The sequence below is a fragment of the Qipengyuania psychrotolerans genome, from assembly GCF_019711355.1.
GTDB classification, from domain to species: domain Bacteria; phylum Pseudomonadota; class Alphaproteobacteria; order Sphingomonadales; family Sphingomonadaceae; genus Qipengyuania; species Qipengyuania psychrotolerans.
In genome coordinates this window covers 2,676,287-2,700,804 of the sequence record NZ_CP081297.1, presented here as the reverse complement: position 1 = coordinate 2,700,804, position 24,518 = coordinate 2,676,287, and the positions used below count along the sequence as shown (strand labels likewise).

The window sequence follows — 24,518 nt, the reverse complement described above, 5'->3', positions numbered from 1 at the left end:
CTTTAATTCTCGAGCGCACGGGGATTGACCGTTTCGCCCTCGGTAAGGAAGCCGCCGGCGCGCAGGACGATCTTTTCGCTGCCCGTGATACCGCTTTCGATGATTACGCCTTCACTGGTGACATTTCCGGCTTCGACCGAAGTGCGCCGCGCCTTGTTTTCGCCGTCGATGACATAAACGAAACTGCCCTCATCGTCGGACAATACGGCACTTTCCGGCAGGATCGGCGCAGTTGTCGTACCGCTGAGGATCGTTGCAGTTGCAAAGCCGCCCGGGCGCAATCCGGGTGCGTACGGAAGTGCGATGCGCGCAGTGCCCTGGCGGTTCTGCCGGTCAATTGTCGGAGCGATCTGCCAGACCTGGCCGGTAAATGACTTGTCCGTGCCCACCGGCGTCACTTCCGCCGAGACGCCTGCACTCAGCTGGGCCAGCTGTTCTTCGCCGACCTGAGCGAGCATTTCGATCTCGCCGCCGCGTGCAATGAGAAATAGCGGGCCAGAGCCGGCCGAAACGGTCGCGCCAACTTCGACACTGCGGCTCAGGATAAGTCCTGCGGCAGGCGCCACGATGTTGAGCCGCGCATTACGGGCCTGAAGTTCGCGCAAGGATGCCTGCGCAACGCGGACACGCGCGGCAGCAGCATCGCGGGTCGCAGTAAGGCGATCTACGTCAGCTTTGGAGACGAAGCCGCGCTCGACCAGCTGGAGCGAGCGATCGAGATTGGACTGGGCGAGATTGGCGTCGGCCTGAGCGACCTGGATCTGCGCGGCGGCGCTCTGGGCCTGCTGCGATTGCACCGAACGGTCGATTACTGCGAGCACCTGGCCCTGTCGGACCCAGTCACCGGCCTCGACCGGGATGGTAACAACACGGCCGCCTTCACCGACGACACCGACAGGCATTTCACGGCGAGCCGCGAGAACCCCGGTTGCGACTATTTCGCCGGCCACGGTAGTTCTGCCGGGCGATACCACGGTAACCGTAGCTGCCTGGGAATCGCGATCGGCGACGTCTTCTTCAGCGCCCGCGGTCAGATACAGGTAAGCGGCGATGATCGCTGCCAGGACGAGAATGGCACCAATGATCCAGCGCTTCGTGTGGCGCGCGGGCTTCTCCATTCCGAATTCCTCCTCGGGCGCGACTACCGCAGCTTCGGCCGTGTCAGATTGTATGCCGGACTCGTAATTCATCTTTTCGTCCCGATTTCTCGCAGCTTTAGTCGGCTGGTGTATTACTCGACTAAATCACAAAGCGCAAGACTGCGCATTCCCGCCCCTAAGGCCGGCTTCCCGTGAGGGCAATGGAACTCTCTATGAAGGGGTGATCTGGCCGGACGAAAGCCGCCCACGCAAAAGGGCGACAGGTTGCCCTGCCGCCCTTCCAAAAGACGTAGATACGTGTCTCGTATTTAGCGGACGCGGCCGCGCTGTACGAGGTTTACGATGCCGAGCAGTACCACGGCACCGACAATAGCGATGATGAGACCGGTCAGCGAAAATTCCTGCACGCTGCCAGAAACGCCGAGCAGCGGGCCAGCAATGAGATTGCCAAGGACCGAGCCGATGATACCGACAACAATGTTCCAGAAAATGCCCATCGAGGCATCGCGGTTCATGACCATGCTGGCGAGCCAGCCGGCAACACCGCCAACGATAAGTGCAATAATCCAACCCATTATAAATACTCCTGCTTTTGCCGCCGCCCCCTCCCCTTGAAAGAGGCAAAATGACGGAGATAATCGCGCCACTTAGCAACGCGAATTATTTCGAAAAGCGATCGGATTGGAAATTGGTTCCCGTGAGGGAATGTTTCAGTATTTGAACTGCCGTTCGTAAAGGTCACGGTAGTGCTGGATGCGGGTGACGCGAAGTCCCTGCATACCCGAACGGTCCACTGCACGCTGCCAGGAAGCAAATTCTTCCAGCGTGAGGCTGTAGCGCTCAAGCACCTCGTCGATGGTCAGCAAACCGCCTGTGACGGCTGCAACAACCTCCGCCTTGCGGCGCACGACCCAGCGCCGCGTCTTGGGCGATGGCAGATCCTTCAAGGTCAGCGGCTCGCCAAGCGGGCCGATTACCTGTGCAGGGCGGATGTCCTGATTTTCGATCATCTATTTCTCTTTGTCGCCATGCACCGCACCACTTGCGGCTCGCCCAGACTGTAGGGGAGCCTCTTTGCCATGCGCTAAACTTGTTTGGTTAACGGTGGTTTTACCTTTTTCGCTGGTCTCGCGGCGGACTTCGCCAAACGCCTCGAAGCCGCCCTGCGAACCCTTCGCGAGTTCATCGCGCAGTTCGCGAGTCGCTTCGAGCCGGGCGACCAGCTCGGTCCAGCGAAAACGCTGCAAAACCTCGTTTTCGCGTCCGTCCGCGAAAGCCTTGCGATTGATGTGCCCCTCAAACATGCCATTGTGAATACGGGCACATGGTAAAAAGTGTGTGAAGCATTGCATCTGGCGCAAACCGCTAAATGGTGGAGGCAAGCCCCCAAGCCGTGTATGGGGCCCGCCATGCCCGAATCCCGTCTTCTTGAACCGGCCACTGCAGCCGGACTTTTCGACCTGCCGCGCCCAGCATCAGAATGCCGCATCGTCGTCGCGATGTCCGGCGGCGTTGACTCCTCCGTAGTCGCGGCGCTGGCTGCGAAAAGCGGTGCCGAGGTCATTGGCATCACACTCCAGCTTTATGACTACGGCGCAGCGACCGGGCGCAAGGGTGCCTGCTGCGCCGGTGATGATATCGCCGACGCCCGTGCCGTGGCCGACAGGCTTGGCATAGCGCACTATGTTTCGGACCATGAAAGCGCGTTTCGCGAAGAAGTGGTCGAAACTTTCGCGGACGAATACCTTTCAGGGCGCACGCCGGTCCCCTGCATTCGCTGCAATATGGGCCCGAAATTCACCGATCTGTTCGCCATGGCGCGTGAGCTTGGAGCCGATTGCCTGGCGACCGGCCACTATGTGCAGCGCTTGATGGGCCCTGCCGGTGCCGAGCTCCACCGCGCCATCGATCCGGCGCGTGATCAGTCCTATTTCCTGTACGCCACGACCGAGGACCAGCTCGATTACCTGCGTTTCCCGCTCGGCGGCCTGCCCAAGGCAGAGGTGCGCGAATTGGCCGAGGCGGCCGGTCTGCGCAACGCGGCCAAGCCCGACAGCCAGGACATCTGTTTCGTGCCGGACGGCGATTATGCCAAAATCGTCAAGAAAATGCGGCCTGAAGGTGCAAGACCGGGGGATATCGTCCACGCAGCAACCGGCGACGTGCTCGGCCAGCACAAGGGCGTCATCCACTACACCGTCGGACAGCGGCGGGGCCTCGATATCGGAGGTCAGCCCGAGCCGCTTTACGTGACCGGGATCGATGCCGAAAACGCCCGCGTAATGGCCGGACCCAAGCGAATGCTCGCTGTGTCGGGTGCAAAACTCATAGAAACCAATCGCATCGGCCCGATGCCGGATGCTGCGCTTACTGCTAAAGTGCGCAGCCTGGCCAAGCCGGTGCCGATCATGCTCGACAGCCCGCTTGGCGACGGGGCCTCCGCCACGATCCGCTTCGCAGAGCCCGAGTTCGGCGTCGCGCCCGGACAAGCGGCGGTCATCTATGCGGGTGATCGGGTCATCGGCGGCGGCTGGATCGACGAAACTACGAGGATATCCGCCTGACCAGCGCTTGCATTGAGTGACCCTTTCTCCCTACCCGCTTAGGAAAATAGGAGACACGGGTTGTCCGCAAAGCGCGCATTAATCACCGGGGTGACCGGTCAGGACGGATCGTACCTGGCGCACCTGCTGCTGGGAAAGGGCTACGAAGTGCACGGCGTGAAGCGCCGCTCATCGTCTTTCAACACGGGCCGGATCGAAGACATCTATGAAGATCCGCACGTCGAAAACCCGCGTATGCACCTGCATTTTGGCGATGTTACAGACGCCACCAATATCATTCGCGTGGTCCAGGAAGTCCAACCGGACGAGATCTACAATCTCGCCGCACAGAGCCACGTACAGGTCAGTTTCGAGACCCCTGAATACACGGCCAACGCCGATGCGCTTGGCACGCTGCGACTGCTCGAAGCGATCAGAATTCTGAAGCTGGAGGATCGCACCCGCTTCTTCCAGGCGTCTACGAGCGAGATGTTTGGCAAGGTCCAAGTCAGTCCGCAGGACGAAGATACACCTTTTTACCCGCGCAGCCCCTATGCTGTGGCGAAGCTGTATGCCCACTGGATCACGGTGAATTACCGCGAAGCTTACGGCCTTCACGCCAGCTGCGGGATCATGTTCAACCATGAGAGCCCGGTTCGCGGCGAGACTTTCGTCACCCGCAAGATCACGCGCGGCGCAGCAGCGATATCTCTTGGTATTCAGGACCAACTCTATCTCGGCAATCTCGATGCCCAGCGCGACTGGGGCCATGCCCGCGAGTTTGCAGAGGGTATGTGGCTGATGCTGCAACAGGACGAGCCCGAAGATTATGTCCTGGCAACCGGCTCGACCCAAAGCGTGCGCGACTTCACAATCTGGGCGTTCGACGATGCTGGTATCGGCATCGAGTTTCGGGGTGAAGGGACGGACGAGAAGGGGTATTGCAAGGATACTGGCCGCTGCCTCGTCCAGATAGATCCGCGCTATTTCCGCCCGACCGAAGTCGATTACCTCTGCGGCAATGCCGCCAAGGCCAAGGCAAAGCTGGGCTGGGAGGCCAAGTCCGGAGTGCGCGAGCTCGCCCGCGAGATGGTCGCAGCAGACATCGCTGCGATCCGCGGGTACTAGCGGCCGATGACGTTCACGCTGTCGGGCAGGAAAATCTTCGTCGCCGGGCATGGCGGCATGGTGGGTTCGGCGCTTGTTCGGCGGCTGAAGCGCGAGCAATGCGAAATCGTCACGGCACCCCGGTCCCTGGATCTGCGCGAACAGGCTGACACACGTAACTGGTTTGAGGCCAATCGGCCCGAAGCGGTTTTGCTGGCCGCAGCACGGGTGGGCGGGATCATGGCCAATTCCTTGCGTCCGGCGGAGTTTCTCTACGATAATCTCGCTATCTCTGCGAATGTGATCGAAGCAGCCCGTCAGCACGGAACAATCAAGCTGCTGTTCCTCGGCTCATCGTGCATCTACCCGAAGTTCGCCCCGCAGCCGATTGCCGAAAACGCACTGCTGACCGGAGCGCTGGAGCCGACCAACGAAGCCTATGCCGTCGCCAAGATTGCCGGGCTCAAGCTGGTCGAGACCTACCGCAGGCAATATGCCTGCGACTTCATCTCGGCGATGCCGGCCAATCTGTACGGTCCCGGAGACAATTACGAACCCGAAGGCAGCCACGTCATCCCCGGTCTGATTCGCCGTATGCACGAAGCGAAGCTTTCCGGTGCCAGCGAGGTTGCGATCTGGGGGAGCGGTACGCCGCGCCGCGAATTCCTGCATGTCGACGACCTGGCCGATGCCTGCATCCTCCTCCTGCGCGAATACTCGGCCGAGGAGCATGTGAATGTGGGTTCCGGCAAGGACATTTCCATCGCCGATCTCGCGGGCAAAATCGCCAGCACGGTCGGCTTCAACGGCCAGATCGTATGCGATACCTCAAAGCCCGACGGAACGCCGCAGAAACTGATGGATTCCTCGCGGCTGGAAGCGATGGGCTGGTCCCCGTCCATTACCTTGGAAGATGGGCTGCCCAATGCGTATGCCGATTACCTGCGGGTCGCGACCTAACGCTCCCATTTCTTGAGGACGCAGCCATACCCTTCGCGGTAAGTGGCGGTATCCGAAGCGATAAACGGGACGCTTGCAGTCACGCTCTTGGGGCCGGGGTCTTCGCTGAGCATGACCAATTCGGTCCCCTCAACCTTGTCCTTGGCGCAGTCATCCAGACTTCGCCCCGCGACATAGCGGCATGAACACGCCACGCGAGCGGTATAGGCCGTACCCGCTTCGGCATTCTTGCGCAGTCCTTCGCCCCAGCCGAGCCAGGCCGCACCGGCCAGTACGGCCAGAAGGATAGCGAGCCACAGCCAGCGGCTGGCCAGGAGAGAGCGTTTTTTCGCCATTGCGGGAGAGGTTTCCTCGTGCGAGTGCGTGAGTCATGAAATTGCGGTCGCACCCCCTTATCGCCCTTACCCTTGCCGCCACAAGTCTTGGCTCATGCGGCGGACCCGGTCCCGCCGAAGAACCGCCGCTGAGCGCCGAAGCCCTTGCTGCCGTTACGCAAAATGCCGGGGCGCCGACCAAGGCCCTGGCGCGCGAAGTGGATGATCTTTTCACGATGGACGGGCTCGGCGAAACCCGGGCGCTGATCGTGATGCATGACGGAAAGATCGCTGCCGAGCGCTATTCGGAGGGATATGACGCGGACACCCGTTTTGTCAGCTGGTCGATGGCCAAGACGGTGACTGCAATGATGATTGGCCAGCTGGTTGGCGATGGTCTTCTCCGCCTCGATTCGCCCGCACCCGTACCGCGCTGGCAGCGTAGCGGCGATCCGCGGGCGGACATCACATTGCGCCACCTGCTGCAAATGCGCAGCGGGCTGGAGCATACCGAGGTCGGAGAGCCGCTGTATGAAAGCAGCGAAGTGCGCATGCTGTTCCTTGAAGAGCGCGACAACATGGCGGGTTTTGCCACCGCCCAGCCGCCTGAAGCCGAGCCGGGCGAGAAGTTCGAATATTCGTCCAACACCACGGTGATCCTGGCTGATATCGCGGCGCGCGCGCTGACCGACAGCAGCGATCCCGAAGCGCGCCGGCTGGCAGTCAGTGATTATTTGCAGGCACGGCTATTCGATCCGCTGGGCCTGACATCGATGGTGCCGGAATTCGACCGGTCAGGCACGCTGATCGGCGGCAGCCTGATGCACGCAGATGCCCGCGACTGGGCAAAGCTGGGCGAGCTGCTGCGGCGCAAGGGATCAAACCGCGGAGAGCAACTGGTCCCGCGCAGCTGGGTCGAAGAAATGGTGAAGCCCAGTCCGGCAAGTTCGCATTACGGGCTGCAAACATGGCTCAATCGGCCCAACGGCGAGCCGCAGCACCCCCTGTTCCCCGACCGCGCACCGCACAGTGCCTATTCGATGATCGGCCACATGGGGCAGTATGTGTTCGTTTCGCCCGAACAGGGGCTGACGATTGTGCGGTTGGGGCATTCCAACCGGGAAGAGCGTGAGGCGATGCTGCAGCAGCTCGCCGATGTGATCGAACTCTATCCCGTTCGGGGCAGGTAGAACTCGCCCTTCACCACGGTGACGCACGATCCGCCAAGCCATGCCTGATCGCCTGCGCGGCGGCAGGTAGCACGGCCGCCGCGCTGCGATGCCTGGAACGCGGTGAAATTGTCCCGCCCGAGCTTTTCGGTCCAGAACCATGTCAGCGCCGCATGGGCTGAGCCGGTGAAACTGTCTTCATCGACCCCGCCGCCCGGCACGAAAACCCGGCTGATCACATCAGTATCGGTGCCCGGCGCAGTGCAGATAAACTGGTCGTTCCCGAGCGCCTTCAATCCGCGGAGATCGGGATCGATTGCCCGCACGGCAGCCTCGTTCTCGAACAGGTAGACGCCGTAGCCGCCCGGATTCAGCCAGACTTCCGTGGGCTGCGCGCCGAGGAAACCGACCGCCTCATCCCAAGCCCCCTGCTCGGTCGGGATGAGCGGCAGGCCAAGCTCGTATCCAGCATCGCTGCGGCAAACTTCGAGAATGCCCGCCCTTCGGGTGCGGAAGGTCACGCGCTCCCCGCCATCGCGCGTGAGGACCACGTGCCCGCTCGCCAATGTGGCATGGCCGCACAGCTGCACTTCCTCGGTCGGAGTGAACCAGCGAAGCTCGTAATCGGCCTCACCGGTCTGGTCGGGCAGGATGAAAGCGGTTTCGGCAAAAGCGTTCTCTTCGCCGATCGCCTGCAGGACATCGTCCGGCAGCCACGTATCCAGCGGCATTACGGCCGCCTGATTGCCCTTGAACGGCGCGTCAGCGAAGGCATCGACATGCCAATAGGGAATGGCGCTCATTTCTCGTTCTCCAGCCGGTCGAACTCGTTCTCTTCGACGAGCGGGTTGCCGGGTTCATCGACATGACCCTCCGGGTCGATATGGATCAGCAGTTCCATGTCGGGATATTGCGCGCACAGATCAGCTTCCACTCGCTCGATGATGTCATGCGCCTCTTCCACCGTCATCGTGCCGGGCAAATCGACGTGGAACTGGACGAAATCCCGGTGCCCGCTGGTACGGGTGCGCAGGTCATGGAGGTTGGAAAGCTCGGGATGCCGGGCCGCGGCTTCGACGAAAGCGAGACGTTTTTCCTCTGGCCACTCGCGGTCCATGAGATCGTCGACTGCCTCGCCCGCGGCATTGAACGCGCCCCAGCCAAGCCATGCAGCAATTGCCAGGCCGAACAGGGGATCGGCGCCGGTCAGTCCGGCGAATTGGTCGAGAACCAGCGCTGCAATGACTGCGACGTTGAGCAACAGGTCGGACTTGTAATGAAGGTGATCGGTCTGGATCGCGAGGCTGCGGGTGCGATTCATCACGTAACGCTGCCAGCCGAGCAGCGCGAAAGTCAGCACGATCGCGATGACCGAGACACCAATGCCTTCTTCGGCGGCTGAGGTTTGGCCCCCTTGCGCCCATTGCATAATCGCGCGGATGGCGATCCCGAAAGCTGAGAGGGCTATCAGCATGACCTGAAATATTGCCGCAAGCGCCTCTGCCTTGCCGTGGCCGAACCGATGATCTTCGTCAGCGGGCTGCGCTGCGATCCAGACCCCAGTCAGCGTCGCGAGGCTGGCGATCAGGTCCAGCGCCGAATCGGCCAGGCTGCCGAGCATTGCGGTCGAGCCGGTAATAAGGCTCGCCCAGGTCTTGAGCGCGACAAGCACGACCGCCACCGATATCGAGGCAAGCGCAGCAGAGCGCGCGAGCCATGCGCGCCGGTCGGTCATGGGTAGAGCAGCGTGTTCGACCACGCTTCTGTAGGGCTGGAGCGCGTGAAGCGGCGGCGGTCATGCAGCCGGTAATCGCGGTCCTGCCAGAATTCGATCGCAAGCGGCGACAGCACGAAGCCCGTCCAGTGCGGCGGCCGGGGAATATCGCCTTCGGGATACCGCTCTTCCAGCGACGCGACGCGGTCGAGATAGAGTTTCCGGTCGGGAAGCGGCCGCGACTGGTCGCTGGCAGCAGAGCCGATCTGCGAACCCCGGGGGCGCGAGTGGAAATAGGCATCTGCCTGATCGCTCGAAACTTCTTCAAGCGGACCCTCGATACGGATCTGGCGGCGCAGGCTTTTCCAGTGGAACAGCAGTGAAGCGTGCATGTTCGCGCGAATTTCCTCGCCTTTGCGGCTTTCGGCATTGGTGTAGAAGACAAACCCGCCGCCAGAGCCCCAGTGCGCCCCGTGGCCCTTCAGCAAAACCATCCGCACCGAGGGGCGCGCCTGCGGGTTCGCCGTAGCCAGCGCCATCGCATTCGGGTCGTTTGGCTCGCTCGCCTTGGCCTCGCCAAACCAGATTTCGAACAGCGAAAAGGGATCGCTTTGGGGGATGGTGCTTTCTTGATCCATGAGCATAGCCCCTAACCTCTTCATCGCCTCGGGCAAAGCACGAAGCTTGCGCGGCGCGAGTGTTACACCTAGCTAACACGCTATGGCCGATCCCTATTCCATCCTTGGCGTCCCGCGCTCCGCGTCCGAAAAGGACATCAAGAGCGCATATCGCAAGCTCGCCAAGGAGCTTCACCCAGACCGCAACAAGGATAATCCCAAGGCTGCGGAAAAGTTCAGCGTCGTGACGAACGCTTATGATCTCCTGTCCGACAAGGACAAGCGAGCCCGTTTCGACCGCGGCGAAATCGACGCCGAAGGCAATCCGACCAATCCGTTTGGCGGCATGGGCGGCGGCTTTGGCGGAGGGCATCCGGGCGGACAGCGCGGGTTCCGGTCGGAAGACTTCCAGGGCTTCGGGAATGAGAGCGTCGACATCGGCGATATTTTCGAAGGCTTGTTCGGCGGCAATCGCGGCGGCGCGCGGGGACGGTCCGATCCCTTCGCCGGTCGGCGGCCACCGCCCAGCAAGGGCGCCGATATCGCCTATACTCTGCGCGTTCCTTTCACCGATGCAGCCTCGCTGCGTGATCAGCGCATTACGCTGGCCGATGGCAAGACGATCGACCTGAAGCTTCCCAAAGGCGTCGAAGACGGGACCCAGATGCGCCTCAAGGGCAAGGGCCAGACGGGTCCTGGCGGGACCGGCGACGGGCTGGTGACAATCAAGATTGACCGTCACAAGCTCTATCGCCGCGACGGCGACGATGTGCGTTTCGACCTGCCGATCACGCTCGATGAAGCGCTGAACGGAGGAAAGGTCCGCGTGCCCACCGTCGATGGTCCGGTCATGATGACCATCAAGGCCGGCACCAGCGGCGGAACCGTTCTGCGCCTCAAGGGCAAGGGATTTTCCAAGAAGGACGGTAACCGCGGAGACCAGCTCGTGACGCTTGAAATCCAGCTGCCCTCGGACCTTGGCGAACTTGCCAAGCGGCTCGATGGGTGGAAGGACGAAAGCGACCCACGGAGCAAACTCGGGGTATAGGACTTTTGGTACATCATCCGCTGCCCGAGCCTGAAGAGCGCGAGGTCCGCTCGCTCTCTCCCGAGGCCCGGCGGCAGGAAGCTGTTACCTTGCGCGGACGCGTGGCCAATCACGTCGGTCCCGGCACCAAGTTCTTCCAGGTCGTCAAGCGCACGGCGATCGGCACGTTCAATGACGGCTTCATCCACGCAGGCAACCTTGCCTACCTCGCCATGCTGTCGATTTTCCCGTTCTTCATCCTGGGCGCAGCCATATTCTCTCTATTCGGGGAAGAGGCCGAGCGCGCGGCAACCATCAATGCGGTGCTTGTCGCCCTGCCCCCGATGGTCGGCAACGTCATCGAACCGGTTGCCCGCGATGTGATCGAGGCGCGCAGCGGCTGGCTGCTCTGGGCCGGTGCAGCAATCGCCCTGTGGACCGTTGGCAGCCTGGTGGAGACGATCCGCGACATCCTGCGCCGGGCATACGGCACCAAGATGACCAAGGCCTTCTGGAAATACCGGATTTTCTCCAGCGGGGTCATCATCGGCGCGGTCCTGTTGCTGATGCTGTCCCTGCTGGCGCAGGTCGTCATCGGCGCCGCACAGCAGGTTATCGAGGCATATTTCCCGCAATTGCTCGACCGGGTGTCCGATCTGCGGATCAGCCGCATAATTCCCGCGCTGGGCCTGTTCGGGTCACTCTACATGATCTTCTATACGCTCACGCCGTCACATTACCGCGCGCGCCGATATCCCAAATGGCCCGGTGTACTGTTCACGACGATCTGGTGGATCCTGGCGACCACGCTCATGCCGATCGTGCTGCGCAGTTTTTTCACTTACAACCTGACTTATGGCAGCCTTGCCGGGATCATGATTGCGCTGTTCTTTTTCTGGCTTGTCGGGCTGGGTGTGGTTATCGGCGCGGAATTGAACGCGGCCCTTGCCGAAACGCCCGAGGAAGTTGAACTCGGCGAAGATGGCGACGCAGTGGTGGCCGCAAAAACGGATTGATCATCAAGGAAGGGATGCTGTGATGGGCGGACTGATGCAAGGCAAGCGCGGGCTGATCATGGGGCTGGCGAATGACAAATCGCTGGCTTGGGGCATAGCCAAACAGCTGCGCGAACATGGCGCCGAACTGGCGTTTTCCTATCAGGGCGAAGCCCTGAAGAAGCGCGTCGGCCCGCTGGCCGAGCAGCTAGGCAGCGATTTCATTTTCGAATGCGATGTGTCCGACATGGAGGCGCTCGACAAGGCGTTCGACACGCTGAAGGAGCGCTGGGACACGATCGATTTCGTGGTCCACGCCATCGGCTTTTCAGACAAGAGCGAGCTGCGCGGCAAATATGTCGATACCAGCCTCGACAACTTCCTGATGACTATGAACATTTCGGCCTACAGCCTCGTCGCCGTTGCCAAGCGTGCCAGCGAGATGATGCCAAATGGCGGCAGCATCGTTACGCTCACCTATTACGGCGCCGAAAAAGTCATTCCGCATTACAATGTCATGGGCGTGGCCAAGGCAGCGCTGGAAACCAGTGTCCAATATCTCGCCAACGACCTTGGGCCGCAGAACATCCGCGTCAACGCGATCAGCGCCGGGCCGATCAAGACGCTGGCCGCGAGCGGGATCGGTGATTTCCGCTACATCCTGAAGTGGAACGAATATAATTCGCCGCTGCGCCGCAACGTCACTATCGAGGATGTTGGCGGGTCAGGCGTGTATTTCCTGTCCGACCTGTCATCCGGTGTGACCGGCGAGACGCATCATGTCGATGCAGGCTATCATGTCGTCGGGATGAAGCAGGAAGACGCGCCGGATATCGCGCTCGACAAGTAGTTAGCTTCAGGCGACGTCCGGCCAGATGCCGCGCGTGTCGTAAACGGCCTTGTTCTGGCGTTCTTCGGGCGGGATAACCTTGAAGACGTCATGGTCGACCAGCGTGATCAATACACCGCTTTCTTCGAGCGCGGTGTCGATGTCGACCAGTTCGGCCGAAGTGCCTTCGAATTCCTTGGGCAGCTCGCCGGCATAGGGTTCGACTACCTGCACGCGGTCGCCATATTCGCGCGCCAGACTGGCGGCGACATAACGGGCCGGGCTTTCGCGGAAGTCGTCGATATTGGCTTTGAACGCCAGGCCCAGGCACGCGACCTTCTGGCCTGGATTGGCTTCGATCAGGGCTTTTGCGCGGGCAAGGACATGGTGCATCTTGCCATCATTCGTCTCACGCGCTTGGCGGATCATTTTCGCCTCATCGGGTGCGCCGTGTACGATGAACCACGGATCGACCGCTATACAGTGGCCGCCCACGCCGGGGCCAGGGGTGAGGATATTCACGCGCGGATGGCGATTGGCGAGGCGGATGACCTCCCACACGTCCAGTCCCTGCTTGTCGGCGATCATCGAAAGCTCGTTGGCGAAGGCAATGTTCACGTCGCGGAAGCTATTCTCGACCAGCTTGGTCATTTCGGCGCTGCGCACGTCGGTGGTGACGCATTCGCCCTTCACGAACCGCTTGTAGAAGGCGAGCGCCTTGCGTGCACAGCGCGGCGTAATGCCGCCGATCGAACGGTCGTTGTGGGTGAGTTCCTCAAGGATTTTACCGGGCAGAACGCGCTCCGGGCAGTAGGCGAGGCTGACGTCAGGCTGGCCGTCCGTCAGGCCCGGCATCGCAAGATCGGGGCGCTTGGCGGCAATAGCATCGCGCATCGCTTCTGTCGTGCCAACCGGCGACGTCGATTCCAGGATGACCACGTCGCCCTTCTTGAGCACCTTGGCCACGTTTTCGGCTGCGGACATGACATAGGACGTGTCCGGGGTGTGATTGCCATCCTTGGCGAAGGGTGTCGGCACCGCGATTACGAAAACATCGGCAGGTGCAACCTCGGTGGAGGCCTTGAGGAAGCCGCGCTGCACGACAGCCTGCACAAGGCCGTCGAGATCGACTTCCTCGATGTGGATTTCGCCGCGATTGATGGTGTCGACCACGCTCTGCGTCACGTCGACCCCGTGAACCGGGCAGCCCGCGCGGGCGATAATGGCGGCTGTCGGCAGGCCGATATAGCCTAGACCGATGACACAGACTTCGGGTTTGGTATCGCCGCGCATTTCTTGATGATTCCCGTCTCGTTTTCGCCCGCCTGCCTAGCGGGCGAAGGTAAATTTACCAGTAACGCTGTGTCACGAGGCTGCGAGGAGATCGCAGATACGCTGCGACGACTGCCCATCACCGAACGGGTTATGGGCACGCGCCATGGCAGAATAAGCTTCTTCGTCGTCGAGCAAGCGAGTGGTCTCGCGCACGATTGTGGCGGCGTCTGTGCCAACCAGCTTGGCGGTACCCGCCTCCACTCCTTCGGGGCGTTCGGTGGTCTCGCGCATGACCAGCACGGGCTTGCCCAGAGCGGGCGCCTCTTCCTGCACGCCTCCGCTATCAGTCAGCATCAGGTGGCTGATATCGAGCAGCCGCGCGAAATGCGGGTAGTCGAGCGGTTCGATCAGCGCGACGTTGTCGAGTCCGGCCAATTGCTCGTTCATCACCGCCCGCACGTTGGGATTGAGATGCACTGGGAAAATAACCGCAACGTCAGCACGCTGTGCAATCTCTTTAACCGCATTGGCGATACCCTGCATCCCGTCACCGAAGTTTTCGCGCCGGTGGCTGGTCATGCCGATAATCCGCTTGCCAGCGAAACGCGCCTCGAGGTCGGCCAGGCCTGACGCAAGCCCGGGTTCGTCCTCGATCTTCTTCGTCACCCATTTGAGCGCATCGATAACGGTATTGCCGGTTACATGGACGCTGGACGGATCGACGTTTTCTTTCAGCAAGGCGTTCGCACTGGTTTCGGTAGGCGCGCAGTGCAGCGCTGCGAAGGTCCCCACGACGCGGCGATTGACCTCTTCTGGCCAAGGGTGGTGAATGTTGCCGCTGCGCAGGCCGGCTTCCACGTGGCAGACGGGGATCTTGCGGTAATAGGCGGCGATTGCGCCTGCCATGACCGTGGTAGTGTCACCTTGCACCACCACCCAGTCCGGCTGTTCTGCGTCCAGCACCTTGCCGATACCGGTCAGTGCCCGTGCCGTCAGTTCGTCGAGCGACTGCCCCGGCGTCATCAGGTCAAGGTCGTGATCTGGAGCAACCGCAGCAATATCAAGCACCTGGTCGAGCATTCCGCGGTGCTGCGCGGACACGCAGACGCGGCTTTCGAACCGGCCGTCTGCCTCCAGGGCATGGACCAGTGGGAACAGCTTGATCGCTTCGGGACGGGTGCCGAAAACGGTGAGAATTTTGGGGCGCGCGGTCATATTTGCGCGCTCTAACCGCAAATGGTTAAGAGGCCATAGACCTTATTCAGGCGCTGGCTCTTCCCCGGGATCGCCTGCAACAACTGTCGGTTCGGGCAGTGCGTCGGCTTCATCGGGAAGCGTCTCGCCGCGCTCGCGCGCCAGGCGCTCCATGTATTCGCGCTCGATCATCTCGACATCGCGCTGGGTGCGTGCGGCGTCGGAATCGATCGTCGAAAGACGTTCAGCCCGCTGCTCAGCGATGATCTGAGAGAACCGGACATCGGCGCCTTCGCGCTTTTCGGCATAGGCTTCGTCAATCATCTTCTCGGTGCAACCCAACACACCGCCGGCTCCGGCGGGCGAGCAAGAGAGGATGCCGAAGTCGCCGATCATTTCCAGGCTCTCGACGCGTTTGGCCCAGCTCTGGTTCTCCGGACTGTTCGAAGTGCGCAGCGCCTCCGGAATACGGAAGCGTTCGCTCTCCGCCTTGCGGGCGCACACGACGATGGTGTCGCCTTCGCTCGGCGGGCAGGCGTCCTCGCCGTAGACGACAACCATGTTGTAGCGATCATCGCCCGTATCAACCGGCTCCTGCGCGGCAGCCGGTGTGGCGGCGAGCGCGGCAAGCGCCGCGGCAAGGATCGGGAGAGACTTTGTCATGGTGCACCTCGTTAAATGCGTCGCCAGCGAATAGGCGCCAGCACGCGTGAACTGTCAATGAAGCGAGCGGGTGGTACCCGTTGTTCCCGCTATATCCTCTCCGAAATGCGGATCGCAGCCTTGCATCCCAGGCGGATCAGGCCCGTCAGGACCGGATAGGCAGGAGCACGCTCTGCTCCGGCTGCCAAGGCCGCGTCCCGGTGCTCACGCTCGTCTTCGCGGAATTCCTCGATCATTGCAGCCAATTCCGGATCTTCGCCCGTTTCGGCCAGCCTGTCGATCTGGTCGGAATAGTGGAGGTCAATTTCCGTTTCGACTGCCGCAGTACAGGCCATCGCTGCTTCCGGCCCGATCATCGCAGTGACTGCGCCCAGCGCGAAACCGGCGCGGTCCCAGAACGGCTGCAAGATGGTGGGGCGCACGCCGCGGCGCGCCATCAGCGCATCGAATTTCTCGCGGTGCCCGGCTTCCTGTTCTGCCATGCCGGCAATCTCGGCCGAATCCGGTCCGCGGTCACCCATTACGGCCAGTTGACCGGCATAAATGCGGGTGGCGCCGAATTCCCCCGCCTGATCGACGCGGATCATCCGGGCGATATGATCGGGAGTCTTGCTCATGCTGCCTTGTCCTTTGCCAGAAGGCGGAAAATCGCAAGCCCGCCAATCGTGGAGAAAAGAAAGTTGAACCCGGCCAGGCTGATCCCGAACAATGTCCATGGAGCTTCGTCGCAGCGCACGAGCGGGCTGTTCATGATTGCATCAAGCGCGCTTTCCCCGTTTTCGGGGAGTGCGATCGCGGCACAGGACGTCACGCCCTCCCAGAGCCCGTACTCTACGCCTGCGTGAAAAAAGCCGATCGCGCCGGACGTCAGCAAACCACCAGCGGCCCAGGCGATGAGGAGTTTCTTGTGCGGCGCTAGGAACGAAAGCGCCGCAAACGCCAGCGCCGCGAAATGGGGCCAGCGCTGCCACCAGCACATCTCGCACGGGAAAAGCCCGAAGCCATATTGGGAAATATACGCGCCAGCGAGCAATGCCGCAGGCAGGGCCAGTGCCAGCCTTTGGGCCAGCCGCACAGAAGGCAGGTCAGTCATTCGTGGTGACTGCTAGTCTTACTTCTTGCGCACAGCAACTGAACTCGGAGCAGTGCGGCGCAGCGTTTGCAGCGCGTAGTGCAACTGGAAGTCTTCGATGCCCTGCTCTTCAAGTTCGGCGGCGGTCAGTTTGAAGCGCGGATCGTCGCGCTTGTCGCTTTCCATACCCTCGTCATCAATGCCGAGTTCGTTGATCAGATGGCCGCGCAGATCGCTTTCGCGCATGATGAACTTATTGCGCTTTGCAAGGTCGGGATCCGAAAGCTGGGGAACGGCGATATCGGGCTTGATCCCGCCTTCCTGCACCGAGTGGCCCGCAGGCGTGTAATAGCGTGCAGTCGTCAGCTTGAGGGCGGCATCGCGGCCCAGCGGCAGGAGTGTCTGCACACTGCCCTTGCCGAAGCTGCGCTCGCCCATGATCACCGCGCGGCGGTGGTCTTGCAGGGCGCCCGCAACAATTTCGCTGGCCGAAGCGGAGCCCGCATCGATCAGGACCACGATGGGAAGCCCTTCGGCAATATCGCCGCGGAACACGGTTTCAGCATCATAGCTGATCGATTCGCCGCGTGCGCGGCCGCGCTGCGACACGATCTGTCCTTCCGAAAGGAACAAGTCCGACAGCGCGACAGCCTCGTCGAGCGAGCCGCCCGGATTGGAACGCATGTCGAGAACAAGCCCGCTCAAGCGGCCGGCGGCCTGCTTCTGCAGGTCTTTCCAGCCGGTATAGACATCGCTGCCCACATCGCGCGAGAATTCGTTGATCATGATGTGGCCGACGTTGCCGTCCTTCAGTTCCCACGTCACCGGTTCAAGCTCAATCACACCGCGTGTGACGCTGACGTCGAATGGTTCGTCGCGGCCGGGACGGAAAACGGTTAGCCGGATAGCGGTTCCGGCCTTCCCGCGCATCCGCGACACGGCTTCGTCGAGCTCCAGGCCGTAGATCAGTTCACCGTCGAGATGGGTGATGTAATCGCCCGCCTTCATGCCCGCTTCGTCTGCCGGGCTGCCGCGGAACGGCGAAATAACCTTCACCGCGCCGTCATCGCTGACAACGGAGAGGCCGAGGCCGGAATAATTGCCGTCGATCATCGTTTCGAGGCGCTGGAGATCCGATCCGTCGAGATAGCCCGAATGCGGATCGAGCGCTGCAAGCATGCCGTCGATGGCGCCGTTGATGAGCACATCGTCCTCGACCGGCTCGACATAGCTGGCCTTGATCCGCTGGTAGACGGCGAACAACTTGCCAAATTCCGGCCCGGCACTCGCTTCGACGCGGGCAAATCCTACGGTAGTCGCAGGAATCAGTGCGACAGCAGTCACGAGAGCGGCAGAACGGGCCAGTGCGGCGATCTTCATCGGTCGAAATCCTTCAAGCTTGCCAGCAGTGTATAACGCAACAGCGGTGAATGAAAGCTGAGCCGGATCACGTGCCGATTTCGCCTGGAATTCGACGGACGGCCTAGCGCAGATGGTCGAGCGGGTTCACCGGATCGCCGTTCTTTCGCAGTTCGAGCGTAACCTCCGGACGACTCGCAGCTGCACTTCCCAGGGGAGAGCCTGCCGTGACAGTCTGACCCACCGCAACCGACACATCGCCCAATCCTGTCACGAGGCTGGTCCAGCCATTGTCATGCTCGACGATGATGATTTGACCGAACCCCCGGTAAGGCCCGGCAAATGCCACACGTCCCTCACCCGGAGAGACAACCTGCGCGCCCGGTCGGGACGCGAGGGCAATTCCGGATGTCCGCGAACCGGCGACGCTGGCTTCTCCGAATCCGGCGACCACAGTTCCGGCCACCGGCAGGATATAGCGATTCGGCGGGGCCGTGGCGCTGGGTGTCGGTGATGGCACCGGAGCTTTGGCAGGCGCGCTGGCGTCACCGCCGCTCGAGGGGCGCAGGACCGGACCGGGCAAGGCGGCGAGGCGGGAGCGGATCGAGCCTGCCTGTTCCAACTGGCCGACAAAAGCATCCAGATCGCGCGCTTCTTCGGACAGGACGAGCGCTCTTTCCGCTTCGCGCGATGCGCCGCCGGAGGCTTGCTGCGAGCGAATTCTCTCACGCTGTGCCAATGCGATAAGGTCGCTGCGGCGTTCCTTGAGGTCTTCCTCGGCAGAACGCAGGTTTCGGAGCGATGATGCGCGCTGATCTTCCAATGCGCGCGCCCGAGACAGATCGCCGCGCAAGGCTTCTGTCCGCTTGCGCACAACCGGCATGGCTGCGGAAAGAGCAGCCCGGGTATGCACGACATCTTCGAGTGACCCGGGCTGAAGGGCCGCCAGCGCCAGTGGGCGGCGCGACATCGTTTGGAGCGCAGCGGTGAGGCGCATCAGCGGCTCACGTTTGCGGGCCAGCTGCCGATCCAGCGTGCTGCGCTGAGCCGAAACGATCGCGAGTTCAGCCTCGGCGGCAGTAATTGCAGCTTCGGATTGCTGTACCCGCGCAGCCAGTAGGGCAGCATTGCCCAGTGCGGTTTCAGCTGTTTTTTCGGATTGCCTGGATTGCCTCTCCAGCCGCTCGGCCCGGGCGCGTGCGTTGCGTTGCTGTTGACGCGCCGCTTCCAGCGCTTCCCGGGCCTCAGCAGCATCCGGATATTGGCCGACTGCCTGCGAACCCGGCATCGCCAGCCCGGGCAGCCCTATGGCTGCGAGAAGCAGGATAATCAGAGCCAAGGCAGTAACGCGGATCATGGCGTCATACCTGCCGCATCATCCGCTGCGATGATAGGGGTGTCCGGCAAGGATTGTAGTTGCGCGGTACAATTGTTCCGCCAGCATCGCCCGTGCCAGGAGGTGCGGCCATGTTGCTTTGCCGAAGGCCAGGAGAAGATCGGCGCTGCGCCGATCTGCCTGACTATGACCGTCTGCGGCACCCAGGACAAACCGGCATTCGCGCATCCCGTCGTCGCGCCACCGCCCAAGTGTTTCGGCCAGTTCCTCTGACGGCAGGTCCTTTCCGCGCTCATCCAGCAGGACGGTCTTGTACGGTGCCTGCGGCTCGGGAATGCGCCCGCCGGTCTCGGGCAATTCGGTCAACTTGACCGGCCAGGTCAGCCGCTTTTCGTAACGCGCGACGAGATCAGCCTCGGGAGACCGGGCAATCTTTCCGCGCGCGATGATGTGAAGAAGGATGGATACACCTCGAGATATGCCCGGCGCCTGACAAAACGATCACCAAGCTGCGCGAGCACAAAGCCGGTCAGGCCGTCCCTGCCACCGGGGGCGCGTCGCCAAAGGCCCACATACGCTCCAGATTGTAGAAGCTGCGGACTTCCGGACGGAACAGATGCACCACGATGTCACCGGCGTCGACCAAGACCCAGTCAGCAGCAGGGAGCCCTTCGAGCTTGATTGGTCCGAAGCCTTCTTTCTTGAGCGTTTCCGCCAGTTTCTGCGCCATCGAGGCGACCTGGCGCGACGAGCGGCCCGACGCGATGACCATGTAATCGGCAATCGACGTCTTCCCCTCGAGGTCAACGGTCACGACTTCCTGGGCCTGATCATCGTCAAGCTGCTTGAGCACGAGTGCGAGCAGTGGATCACCTGCGGCATCAGCCATGCGGGCCACCTTCGCGGTGTCGTTCCCGGATCGTGCCGGGTCGGTATGCGCCTGTGTCATAGGCGTGCATTGTACTCCTGAATGTATGGGTCGAAGGAAGCGTTCGAGGCATGGAAAAGACAACGCACATCATGGCGTAGTCGTTTCCTCCCCGCTTGGGATCGGACGATGTGTCACCTGGTCTCTCAAGGATTTACCGGCGTGACGCGTTGCCCAATCGGGATCGGCGCGGCGAATCGCCGTAGCCGAACGTGGATCGGGATCGAAACGCAATGTCACCAGCGCCGGTGCGCTCCATTCGCCCCCTTTTGCAAAACTGGCGGTTGAGACACGATATCGCCTCAGCCAGGCCATCGCGGGGCTTGCGATAGCAGCACCATCATAGCCGGGCCTTGCGATTACCGCAATCGGCATACTGCGCGCGATTTCCCGCCAGTCTCGCCAGAGGTGGAATTGGGCGAGATTGTCGGACCCCATCAGCCACACGAATTCGTGTTTCGGGTAGCGCCGCTGGATCGCAGCCAGCGTATCGACCGTGTAGCGCGTACCAAGCTCGCGCTCGATTACCGTAGCGCGAATCGGCGACCGGCGCGCCTGCCGCACTGCCGACGCGTAACGCGCCTGGAGCGGCGCCATGCCTTCCCTAGGTTTAAGTGGGTTGCCGGGAGAGACGAGCCACCAGACCTCGTCGAGGCCAAGTGCGTGAAGCGTAAACAGGGAGATCCGCCTGTGGCCGCCGTGTGCAGGATTGAAGCTCCCGCCCAGCAAACCGATTCGCCGCCCTGTACTGCCCGATGTCATGTTTGCGGCCTAGCAGGGCGTTAAGCCCCTGTCAGCGACCGTGAAATGGGCCGAATCGTCCGGATCGTCGTAAACGCTGACTTAACGTTTGGTTCCCGGTTTTGATTGGAAATTTCGGGCATTTGTAACAACTCACCCCGTCAGATCATCGGTTCATGGATTCGAGCGGTGTAAAATTCGATTTTACCGGATTCGTTTGATAGCGAACGTTCTCAAGGGTCAAAGACCAAGGGACGGGTCATTTTGGATAACAAAGTCGCAAATAGCGGGCGCATAGCTCGCATCAGAAGCTGGTTTCCGGATCGCGAGTTTTTCATGCGGTCGGAAGGTCAGGTTCGCTTCATCACAATTTCATCGCGGGTGCAGATCACCACTGCGGTTGTTGCTGCTTCGGTGCTGCTCGTTTGGGCCTTGTCGATGGCAGTGGCCGGCTGGGCGCAGTTCAGTGCTGCATCCGACCGCATGAACCTGCTCGACCGCGAAGCCAAGGTAGCAACTTCGGAAGAGCGCCTTGCTGCCTATGGAGACAATCTGGAATCGGTCAGTGATGATCTCGATCGCCGGATGGAATTCATCGAAGGCGTTGCGGAACTCCTGCCCGCCGACATGAAAGCCGACACGGCAGTCAGTGATTCAACCGGCGAAGCTGCTGCCACGGTAGACAAGGTCTCCGCCGCATTCCCGCAAGCTGCCGAACTCGCTCGCATCGAAGCCCGCCAGCTGGCTGTTGTCGAAGGCCTGACGCGCTATGCCGACTGGCGTGCCCAGCGCGCAGCCGAAGCGCTTACCAAGCTCCAGCTCAATCCCGATCAGGTCATTCGCGACAGCGAACGCCAGGCGATGGGTGGTCCGCTGGAAGGTCTCGCGACTGCGGCCGACGGTTCGATCGACCCCCGCTTCGAGCGCTTGGGTCTTTCGATGGCACGGATGGCCGCGCTGGAACTGGCGCTCGAAGGCGTCCCCCAGTTCGCACCCGCCCGCAAGGACATGATCTCAAGCGGGTTCGGCTATCGCCGCGATCCGTTCAACCGCCGCGCCGCCATGCACAATGGCCTCGATTTCCGCGGCGCCACCGGCAGCCCGATCTACGCAGCCGCCAAGGGACGCGTCAGTTTCGTCGGCCGCAAGGGCGGTTACGGCAACACGGTCGAGATCACGCATGGCAATGGCCTGATGACCCGCTACGCCCATATGTCGAAGTTCAATGCCAAGGTTGGTCAGCAAGTCACTCCCGGCGAACTGATCGGCGCAATCGGTAGCACGGGCCGCTCGACCGGTCCGCACCTCCACTTCGAGGTCCGGATCAACAATCGCCCGGTCAACCCGCGCACCTTCCTGGAGACAGCCCCCCATGTTCTCGAAGAAATCCGCCGAGCACCCGAGCTCGCCCACGCCCACTAATTCTGGACGCAGTACCCCCATGGCCAGCAAGAGCAATTCCACTTTTTCGGTCCTCGGATCGGACCTCGCCATCAAGGGCGACATCAAGGCTTCGGCCGACCTGCACATTGATGGCGCCGTGGAAGGCGACATTTCATGCGCCAGTCTGGTGCAGGGCGAAACCAGCGTGGTAACCGGCGCGATCAAGGCCGAAAGCGCCCGTCTTGCCGGAACGGTCAACGGATCGATCACCGCACGCGAACTTGTCATACTGAAATCTGCCAAGATCAACGGCGACGTCTATTACGACGCGCTGACGATCGAACAGGGCGCGCAGGTCGAAGGGCGCTTCGCCCACCGCGACGCCAAGGCCAAGCAGGCTGCCGCCGCGCAGCCGCAAGTCGGCAAGCCTGATCTTCAGGTCGCCAACTAGGCATTCAAGTTTGGAGAGGACGAAGGCCGTCCTGCGCATGACGCAGGGCGGCCTTCTTCTTTTCTGGGGCTAGCCGAAAACTTCGGCGCGAAGGGCCTTGCGATCGAGCTTGCCGATCATGGTCTTGGGAAGCTCATCGCGGATGATCACGCTTTCGACGCGCTCGTGCTTGCCGATCCGGGCATTGAGCCAGTCGCTCAATTCCGGCCCCGTCTCGGTGCAGTTCGAATTGAGCGTAACGTACGCACGCGGGCGTTCGCCAAGATAATCGTCGGGAATACCAATCACGAGCGCTTCTTTCACCGCATCGTTTTCAAGCAGCACGTCCTCGACCTGGCTCGGGAAGACCTTGAAGCCGCCGACCGCGATCATGTCCTTGATCCGGTCAACGATCGTCAGGAAGCCATCTTTGTCGAGCTTGGCGACATCGCCGGTCCGCAGCCAGGTCTTGCCATGATGTTCGATGAAAACCTCTGCCGACGCTTCGGGCCGGTTCCAGTATCCCTTCATGATCTGCGGCCCGTGAAGAGCCAGCTCGCCAGGTTCGCCATCGGGCGCAATGACAGACGGGTCTTCCTTGTCCAGCAGCAGCACTTCGGTGCGCATCACCACCTGTCCGATCGTGCCAGGCTTGCGAAAACCTTCGTAGGGATTGACCGATACCACGCCCGAGCTTTCGGTCAGGCCGTAACCTTCGACAAGGCGCACGCCGGCAGCTGCTTCGAATTTTTCGCGCAGAGGTGCGGGCAGCGGCGCGCCGCCCGAAATGCAGACTTTGAGCGTAGACATGTCGGTCTTGGCCATGTCCGGATGGTCGAGCAGCGCCTGGAACATGGTCGGCACGCCGGGAAATCCGGTCGCGCCGTGTTTCTCGATGGTTTGCAGGACCTGCTTGGTTTCGAACCGCGGAACCATTGCAATCGAGCCGCCGCTGACAACCGCGTGGTTGAGCAGGGCCGTGTTGGCGAACACGTGAAAGAACGGCAACGCGCCCATGAACACTTCGCTGGCCGGATCGCCAAACGGGTTCAGGCCGGCAGTCTGCTGGGCATTGATCGACAAATTGGCATGGGTCAGCATGGCGCCCTTGGGCACACCGGTCGTGCCGCCCGTATATTGTAACAGCGCCAGGCTTTGTGGATCGATTTCCGGCAGATCTCCGCCCTTCAAGCCAGCCTCGATAAGATCGCTCCACGCCAGGATATCCCCGCCGTAACCGACCTTGGCGATCTTGCTGCGTCCAAGGATGCGCAGCGCGATCCCTTTCAGCTTCGGCAGCATTTGCACGAGCGAGCTGACGACCAGCGTCTCAAGCTGGGAGCTGCGCAGCACTTGCTCGGCCGTCGCGTAGAGTTCGGGGACATCAACCGTCACTAGCAGGCGCGTGCCGGAATCGGCGACCTGCTGTGACAGTTCATCGACCGAATAGAGCGGCGAGAAGTTCACCACCACCGCGCCCGCCATCATCGCCCCATAATAGGCAGCGACATAGCTCGGCACGTTGGGAAGAAAGAGACCGACCCGGTCGCCCGCTGCGATACCGCGCGCTTTCAGCGCCCGGGCGAATGCCTGCGCATCGCGAAACAATTCATCATAGCTGTAGGTTCGGCCGAGGAAGTGCAGGAGCGGTGCGGCAGGCGCTTTGTCGCGCGTCCGTGCGAACATTACCGGCAGCGCCATCGCTTCGAATGTCGTGTCCCACGGGACGGGATGGTGGTTCGGTAGCTTGCTTACATCCATG

At 61.6% G+C, this 24,518-nt stretch carries 28 protein-coding genes; 9 read left to right on the top strand and 19 right to left on the bottom strand.

Annotated elements, in window-relative coordinates; all coding sequences use genetic code 11:
* Positions 1 to 2: 2 nt before the first annotated feature.
* From K3166_RS13180 to K3166_RS13165, 4 genes are all read right to left on the bottom strand, one after another.
* Positions 3 to 1,190 carry an efflux RND transporter periplasmic adaptor subunit gene (locus tag K3166_RS13180; protein WP_221422643.1) on the bottom strand — a complete coding sequence of 396 codons (1,188 nt, stop codon included), beginning with the start codon at positions 1,188 to 1,190 and terminating at the stop codon, positions 3 to 5.
* 218 nt (positions 1,191 to 1,408) lie between these two features.
* Positions 1,409 to 1,675 carry a GlsB/YeaQ/YmgE family stress response membrane protein gene (locus K3166_RS13175; protein ID WP_221422642.1) on the bottom strand — a complete coding sequence of 89 codons (267 nt, stop codon included), beginning with the start codon at positions 1,673 to 1,675 and terminating at the stop codon, positions 1,409 to 1,411.
* A 135-nt stretch (positions 1,676 to 1,810) separates the two neighbouring features.
* A complete protein-coding gene (gene sciP, locus K3166_RS13170) occupies positions 1,811 to 2,110 on the bottom strand; it encodes a CtrA inhibitor SciP (RefSeq protein ID WP_221422641.1) in 300 nt (99 codons plus the stop codon).
* Positions 2,111 to 2,461: a hypothetical protein gene (locus tag K3166_RS13165; protein WP_221422640.1), complete on the bottom strand. Its 351-nt coding sequence runs from the start codon at positions 2,459 to 2,461 to the stop codon at positions 2,111 to 2,113.
* A gap of 48 nt (positions 2,462 to 2,509) precedes the next feature.
* Between K3166_RS13165 and mnmA the strand changes: the two genes are divergently transcribed.
* The 3 genes from mnmA to K3166_RS13150 are packed head-to-tail and all read left to right on the top strand — an operon-like array spanning position 2,510 to position 5,710.
* Positions 2,510 to 3,664 (top strand): tRNA 2-thiouridine(34) synthase MnmA, encoded by a 1,155-nt coding sequence (gene mnmA / locus K3166_RS13160; protein WP_221422639.1) that lies wholly within the window; start codon positions 2,510 to 2,512, stop codon positions 3,662 to 3,664.
* Between the two features lie 60 nt (positions 3,665 to 3,724).
* Entirely contained in the window at positions 3,725 to 4,771 is a 1,047-nt protein-coding gene (gmd, locus tag K3166_RS13155) for a GDP-mannose 4,6-dehydratase (RefSeq protein WP_221422638.1), read from the top strand.
* A gap of 6 nt (positions 4,772 to 4,777) precedes the next feature.
* Positions 4,778 to 5,710, top strand: a complete 933-nt coding sequence (locus K3166_RS13150; RefSeq protein ID WP_282098802.1) for a GDP-L-fucose synthase family protein — start codon at positions 4,778 to 4,780, stop codon at positions 5,708 to 5,710.
* On the opposite strand, the gene K3166_RS13145 is transcribed toward K3166_RS13150, so the two are convergent.
* Positions 5,707 to 6,045, bottom strand: coding sequence for a hypothetical protein (locus tag K3166_RS13145; protein ID WP_221422637.1), 339 nt, complete (start codon positions 6,043 to 6,045; stop codon positions 5,707 to 5,709). The genes K3166_RS13150 and K3166_RS13145 overlap by 4 nt on opposite strands.
* 35 nt (positions 6,046 to 6,080) lie before the next feature.
* Between K3166_RS13145 and K3166_RS13140 the strand changes: the two genes are divergently transcribed.
* Positions 6,081 to 7,214, top strand: coding sequence for a serine hydrolase domain-containing protein (locus K3166_RS13140; RefSeq protein WP_221422636.1), 1,134 nt, complete (start codon positions 6,081 to 6,083; stop codon positions 7,212 to 7,214).
* Here K3166_RS13140 and K3166_RS13135 read toward each other — a convergent pair.
* The 3 genes from K3166_RS13135 to pdxH are packed head-to-tail and all read right to left on the bottom strand — an operon-like array spanning position 7,193 to position 9,545.
* Positions 7,193 to 7,996 carry a PhzF family phenazine biosynthesis protein gene (locus tag K3166_RS13135; RefSeq protein ID WP_221422635.1) on the bottom strand — a complete coding sequence of 268 codons (804 nt, stop codon included), beginning with the start codon at positions 7,994 to 7,996 and terminating at the stop codon, positions 7,193 to 7,195. The two genes, K3166_RS13140 and K3166_RS13135, sit on opposite strands and share 22 nt — an antisense overlap.
* Positions 7,993 to 8,928, bottom strand: coding sequence for a cation diffusion facilitator family transporter (locus K3166_RS13130; protein ID WP_221422634.1), 936 nt, complete (start codon positions 8,926 to 8,928; stop codon positions 7,993 to 7,995). The genes K3166_RS13135 and K3166_RS13130 overlap by 4 nt, the downstream gene beginning before the upstream one ends.
* Positions 8,925 to 9,545, bottom strand: a complete 621-nt coding sequence (gene pdxH, locus K3166_RS13125) for a pyridoxamine 5'-phosphate oxidase (protein WP_221422633.1) — start codon at positions 9,543 to 9,545, stop codon at positions 8,925 to 8,927. The genes K3166_RS13130 and pdxH overlap by 4 nt, the downstream gene beginning before the upstream one ends.
* Before the next feature lie 82 nt (positions 9,546 to 9,627).
* On the opposite strand from pdxH, the gene K3166_RS13120 reads away from it, so the two are divergent.
* From K3166_RS13120 to fabI, 3 genes are read left to right on the top strand one after another with little or no spacing between them, the layout of a single operon-like run.
* Positions 9,628 to 10,572, top strand: a complete 945-nt coding sequence (locus K3166_RS13120; protein WP_221422632.1) for a DnaJ C-terminal domain-containing protein — start codon at positions 9,628 to 9,630, stop codon at positions 10,570 to 10,572.
* Between the two features lie 5 nt (positions 10,573 to 10,577).
* Positions 10,578 to 11,567 (top strand): YihY/virulence factor BrkB family protein, encoded by a 990-nt coding sequence (locus tag K3166_RS13115; protein ID WP_221422631.1) that lies wholly within the window; start codon positions 10,578 to 10,580, stop codon positions 11,565 to 11,567.
* A 22-nt stretch (positions 11,568 to 11,589) separates the two neighbouring features.
* A complete protein-coding gene (fabI, locus tag K3166_RS13110; RefSeq protein ID WP_221424130.1) occupies positions 11,590 to 12,396 on the top strand; it encodes an enoyl-ACP reductase FabI in 807 nt (268 codons plus the stop codon).
* Between the two features lie 6 nt (positions 12,397 to 12,402).
* Here the strand turns inward: fabI and wecC are convergent, their stop codons facing one another.
* The 10 genes from wecC to K3166_RS13060 form a co-directional block, all read right to left on the bottom strand.
* Entirely contained in the window at positions 12,403 to 13,668 is a 1,266-nt protein-coding gene (wecC, locus tag K3166_RS13105; protein WP_221422630.1) for a UDP-N-acetyl-D-mannosamine dehydrogenase, read from the bottom strand.
* A gap of 72 nt (positions 13,669 to 13,740) precedes the next feature.
* Positions 13,741 to 14,865, bottom strand: a complete 1,125-nt coding sequence (gene wecB / locus K3166_RS13100) for a non-hydrolyzing UDP-N-acetylglucosamine 2-epimerase (protein WP_221422629.1) — start codon at positions 14,863 to 14,865, stop codon at positions 13,741 to 13,743.
* A 42-nt stretch (positions 14,866 to 14,907) separates the two neighbouring features.
* Positions 14,908 to 15,507, bottom strand: coding sequence for a hypothetical protein (locus tag K3166_RS13095; protein WP_221422628.1), 600 nt, complete (start codon positions 15,505 to 15,507; stop codon positions 14,908 to 14,910).
* A gap of 89 nt (positions 15,508 to 15,596) precedes the next feature.
* On the bottom strand, positions 15,597 to 16,124 hold the full coding sequence (locus K3166_RS13090) for a demethoxyubiquinone hydroxylase family protein (protein ID WP_221422627.1): 528 nt from the start codon (positions 16,122 to 16,124) through the stop codon (positions 15,597 to 15,599).
* Positions 16,121 to 16,600 (bottom strand): disulfide bond formation protein B, encoded by a 480-nt coding sequence (locus tag K3166_RS13085; protein ID WP_221422626.1) that lies wholly within the window; start codon positions 16,598 to 16,600, stop codon positions 16,121 to 16,123. Before K3166_RS13085 ends, K3166_RS13090 begins: the two co-directional genes overlap by 4 nt.
* A gap of 18 nt (positions 16,601 to 16,618) precedes the next feature.
* Positions 16,619 to 17,959 carry a S41 family peptidase gene (locus K3166_RS13080; protein ID WP_221422625.1) on the bottom strand — a complete coding sequence of 447 codons (1,341 nt, stop codon included), beginning with the start codon at positions 17,957 to 17,959 and terminating at the stop codon, positions 16,619 to 16,621.
* 103 nt (positions 17,960 to 18,062) lie between these two features.
* Positions 18,063 to 19,295, bottom strand: coding sequence for a murein hydrolase activator EnvC family protein (locus tag K3166_RS13075; protein ID WP_221422624.1), 1,233 nt, complete (start codon positions 19,293 to 19,295; stop codon positions 18,063 to 18,065).
* Positions 19,296 to 19,313: 18 nt separating this feature from the next.
* A complete protein-coding gene (locus tag K3166_RS13070) occupies positions 19,314 to 19,736 on the bottom strand; it encodes a 23S rRNA (pseudouridine(1915)-N(3))-methyltransferase RlmH (RefSeq protein ID WP_221424129.1) in 423 nt (140 codons plus the stop codon).
* A 67-nt stretch (positions 19,737 to 19,803) separates the two neighbouring features.
* On the bottom strand, positions 19,804 to 20,163 hold the full coding sequence (gene rsfS / locus K3166_RS13065; RefSeq protein ID WP_247714662.1) for a ribosome silencing factor: 360 nt from the start codon (positions 20,161 to 20,163) through the stop codon (positions 19,804 to 19,806).
* 129 nt (positions 20,164 to 20,292) lie between these two features.
* Entirely contained in the window at positions 20,293 to 20,964 is a 672-nt protein-coding gene (locus K3166_RS13060; protein ID WP_221422622.1) for a nicotinate-nucleotide adenylyltransferase, read from the bottom strand.
* A 315-nt stretch (positions 20,965 to 21,279) separates the two neighbouring features.
* On the opposite strand from K3166_RS13060, the gene K3166_RS13055 reads away from it, so the two are divergent.
* Together K3166_RS13055 and K3166_RS13050 are read left to right on the top strand one after the other, a co-directional pair.
* Positions 21,280 to 22,365 (top strand): M23 family metallopeptidase, encoded by a 1,086-nt coding sequence (locus K3166_RS13055; protein ID WP_221422621.1) that lies wholly within the window; start codon positions 21,280 to 21,282, stop codon positions 22,363 to 22,365.
* A 19-nt stretch (positions 22,366 to 22,384) separates the two neighbouring features.
* On the top strand, positions 22,385 to 22,777 hold the full coding sequence (locus K3166_RS13050; protein WP_221422620.1) for a bactofilin family protein: 393 nt from the start codon (positions 22,385 to 22,387) through the stop codon (positions 22,775 to 22,777).
* A 69-nt stretch (positions 22,778 to 22,846) separates the two neighbouring features.
* Here the strand turns inward: K3166_RS13050 and K3166_RS13045 are convergent, their stop codons facing one another.
* Complete coding sequence (locus tag K3166_RS13045; RefSeq protein WP_221422619.1) at positions 22,847 to 24,517, bottom strand: long-chain-fatty-acid--CoA ligase; 1,671 nt, start codon at positions 24,515 to 24,517, stop codon at positions 22,847 to 22,849.
* Between the last annotated feature and the right edge of the window lies 1 nt (position 24,518).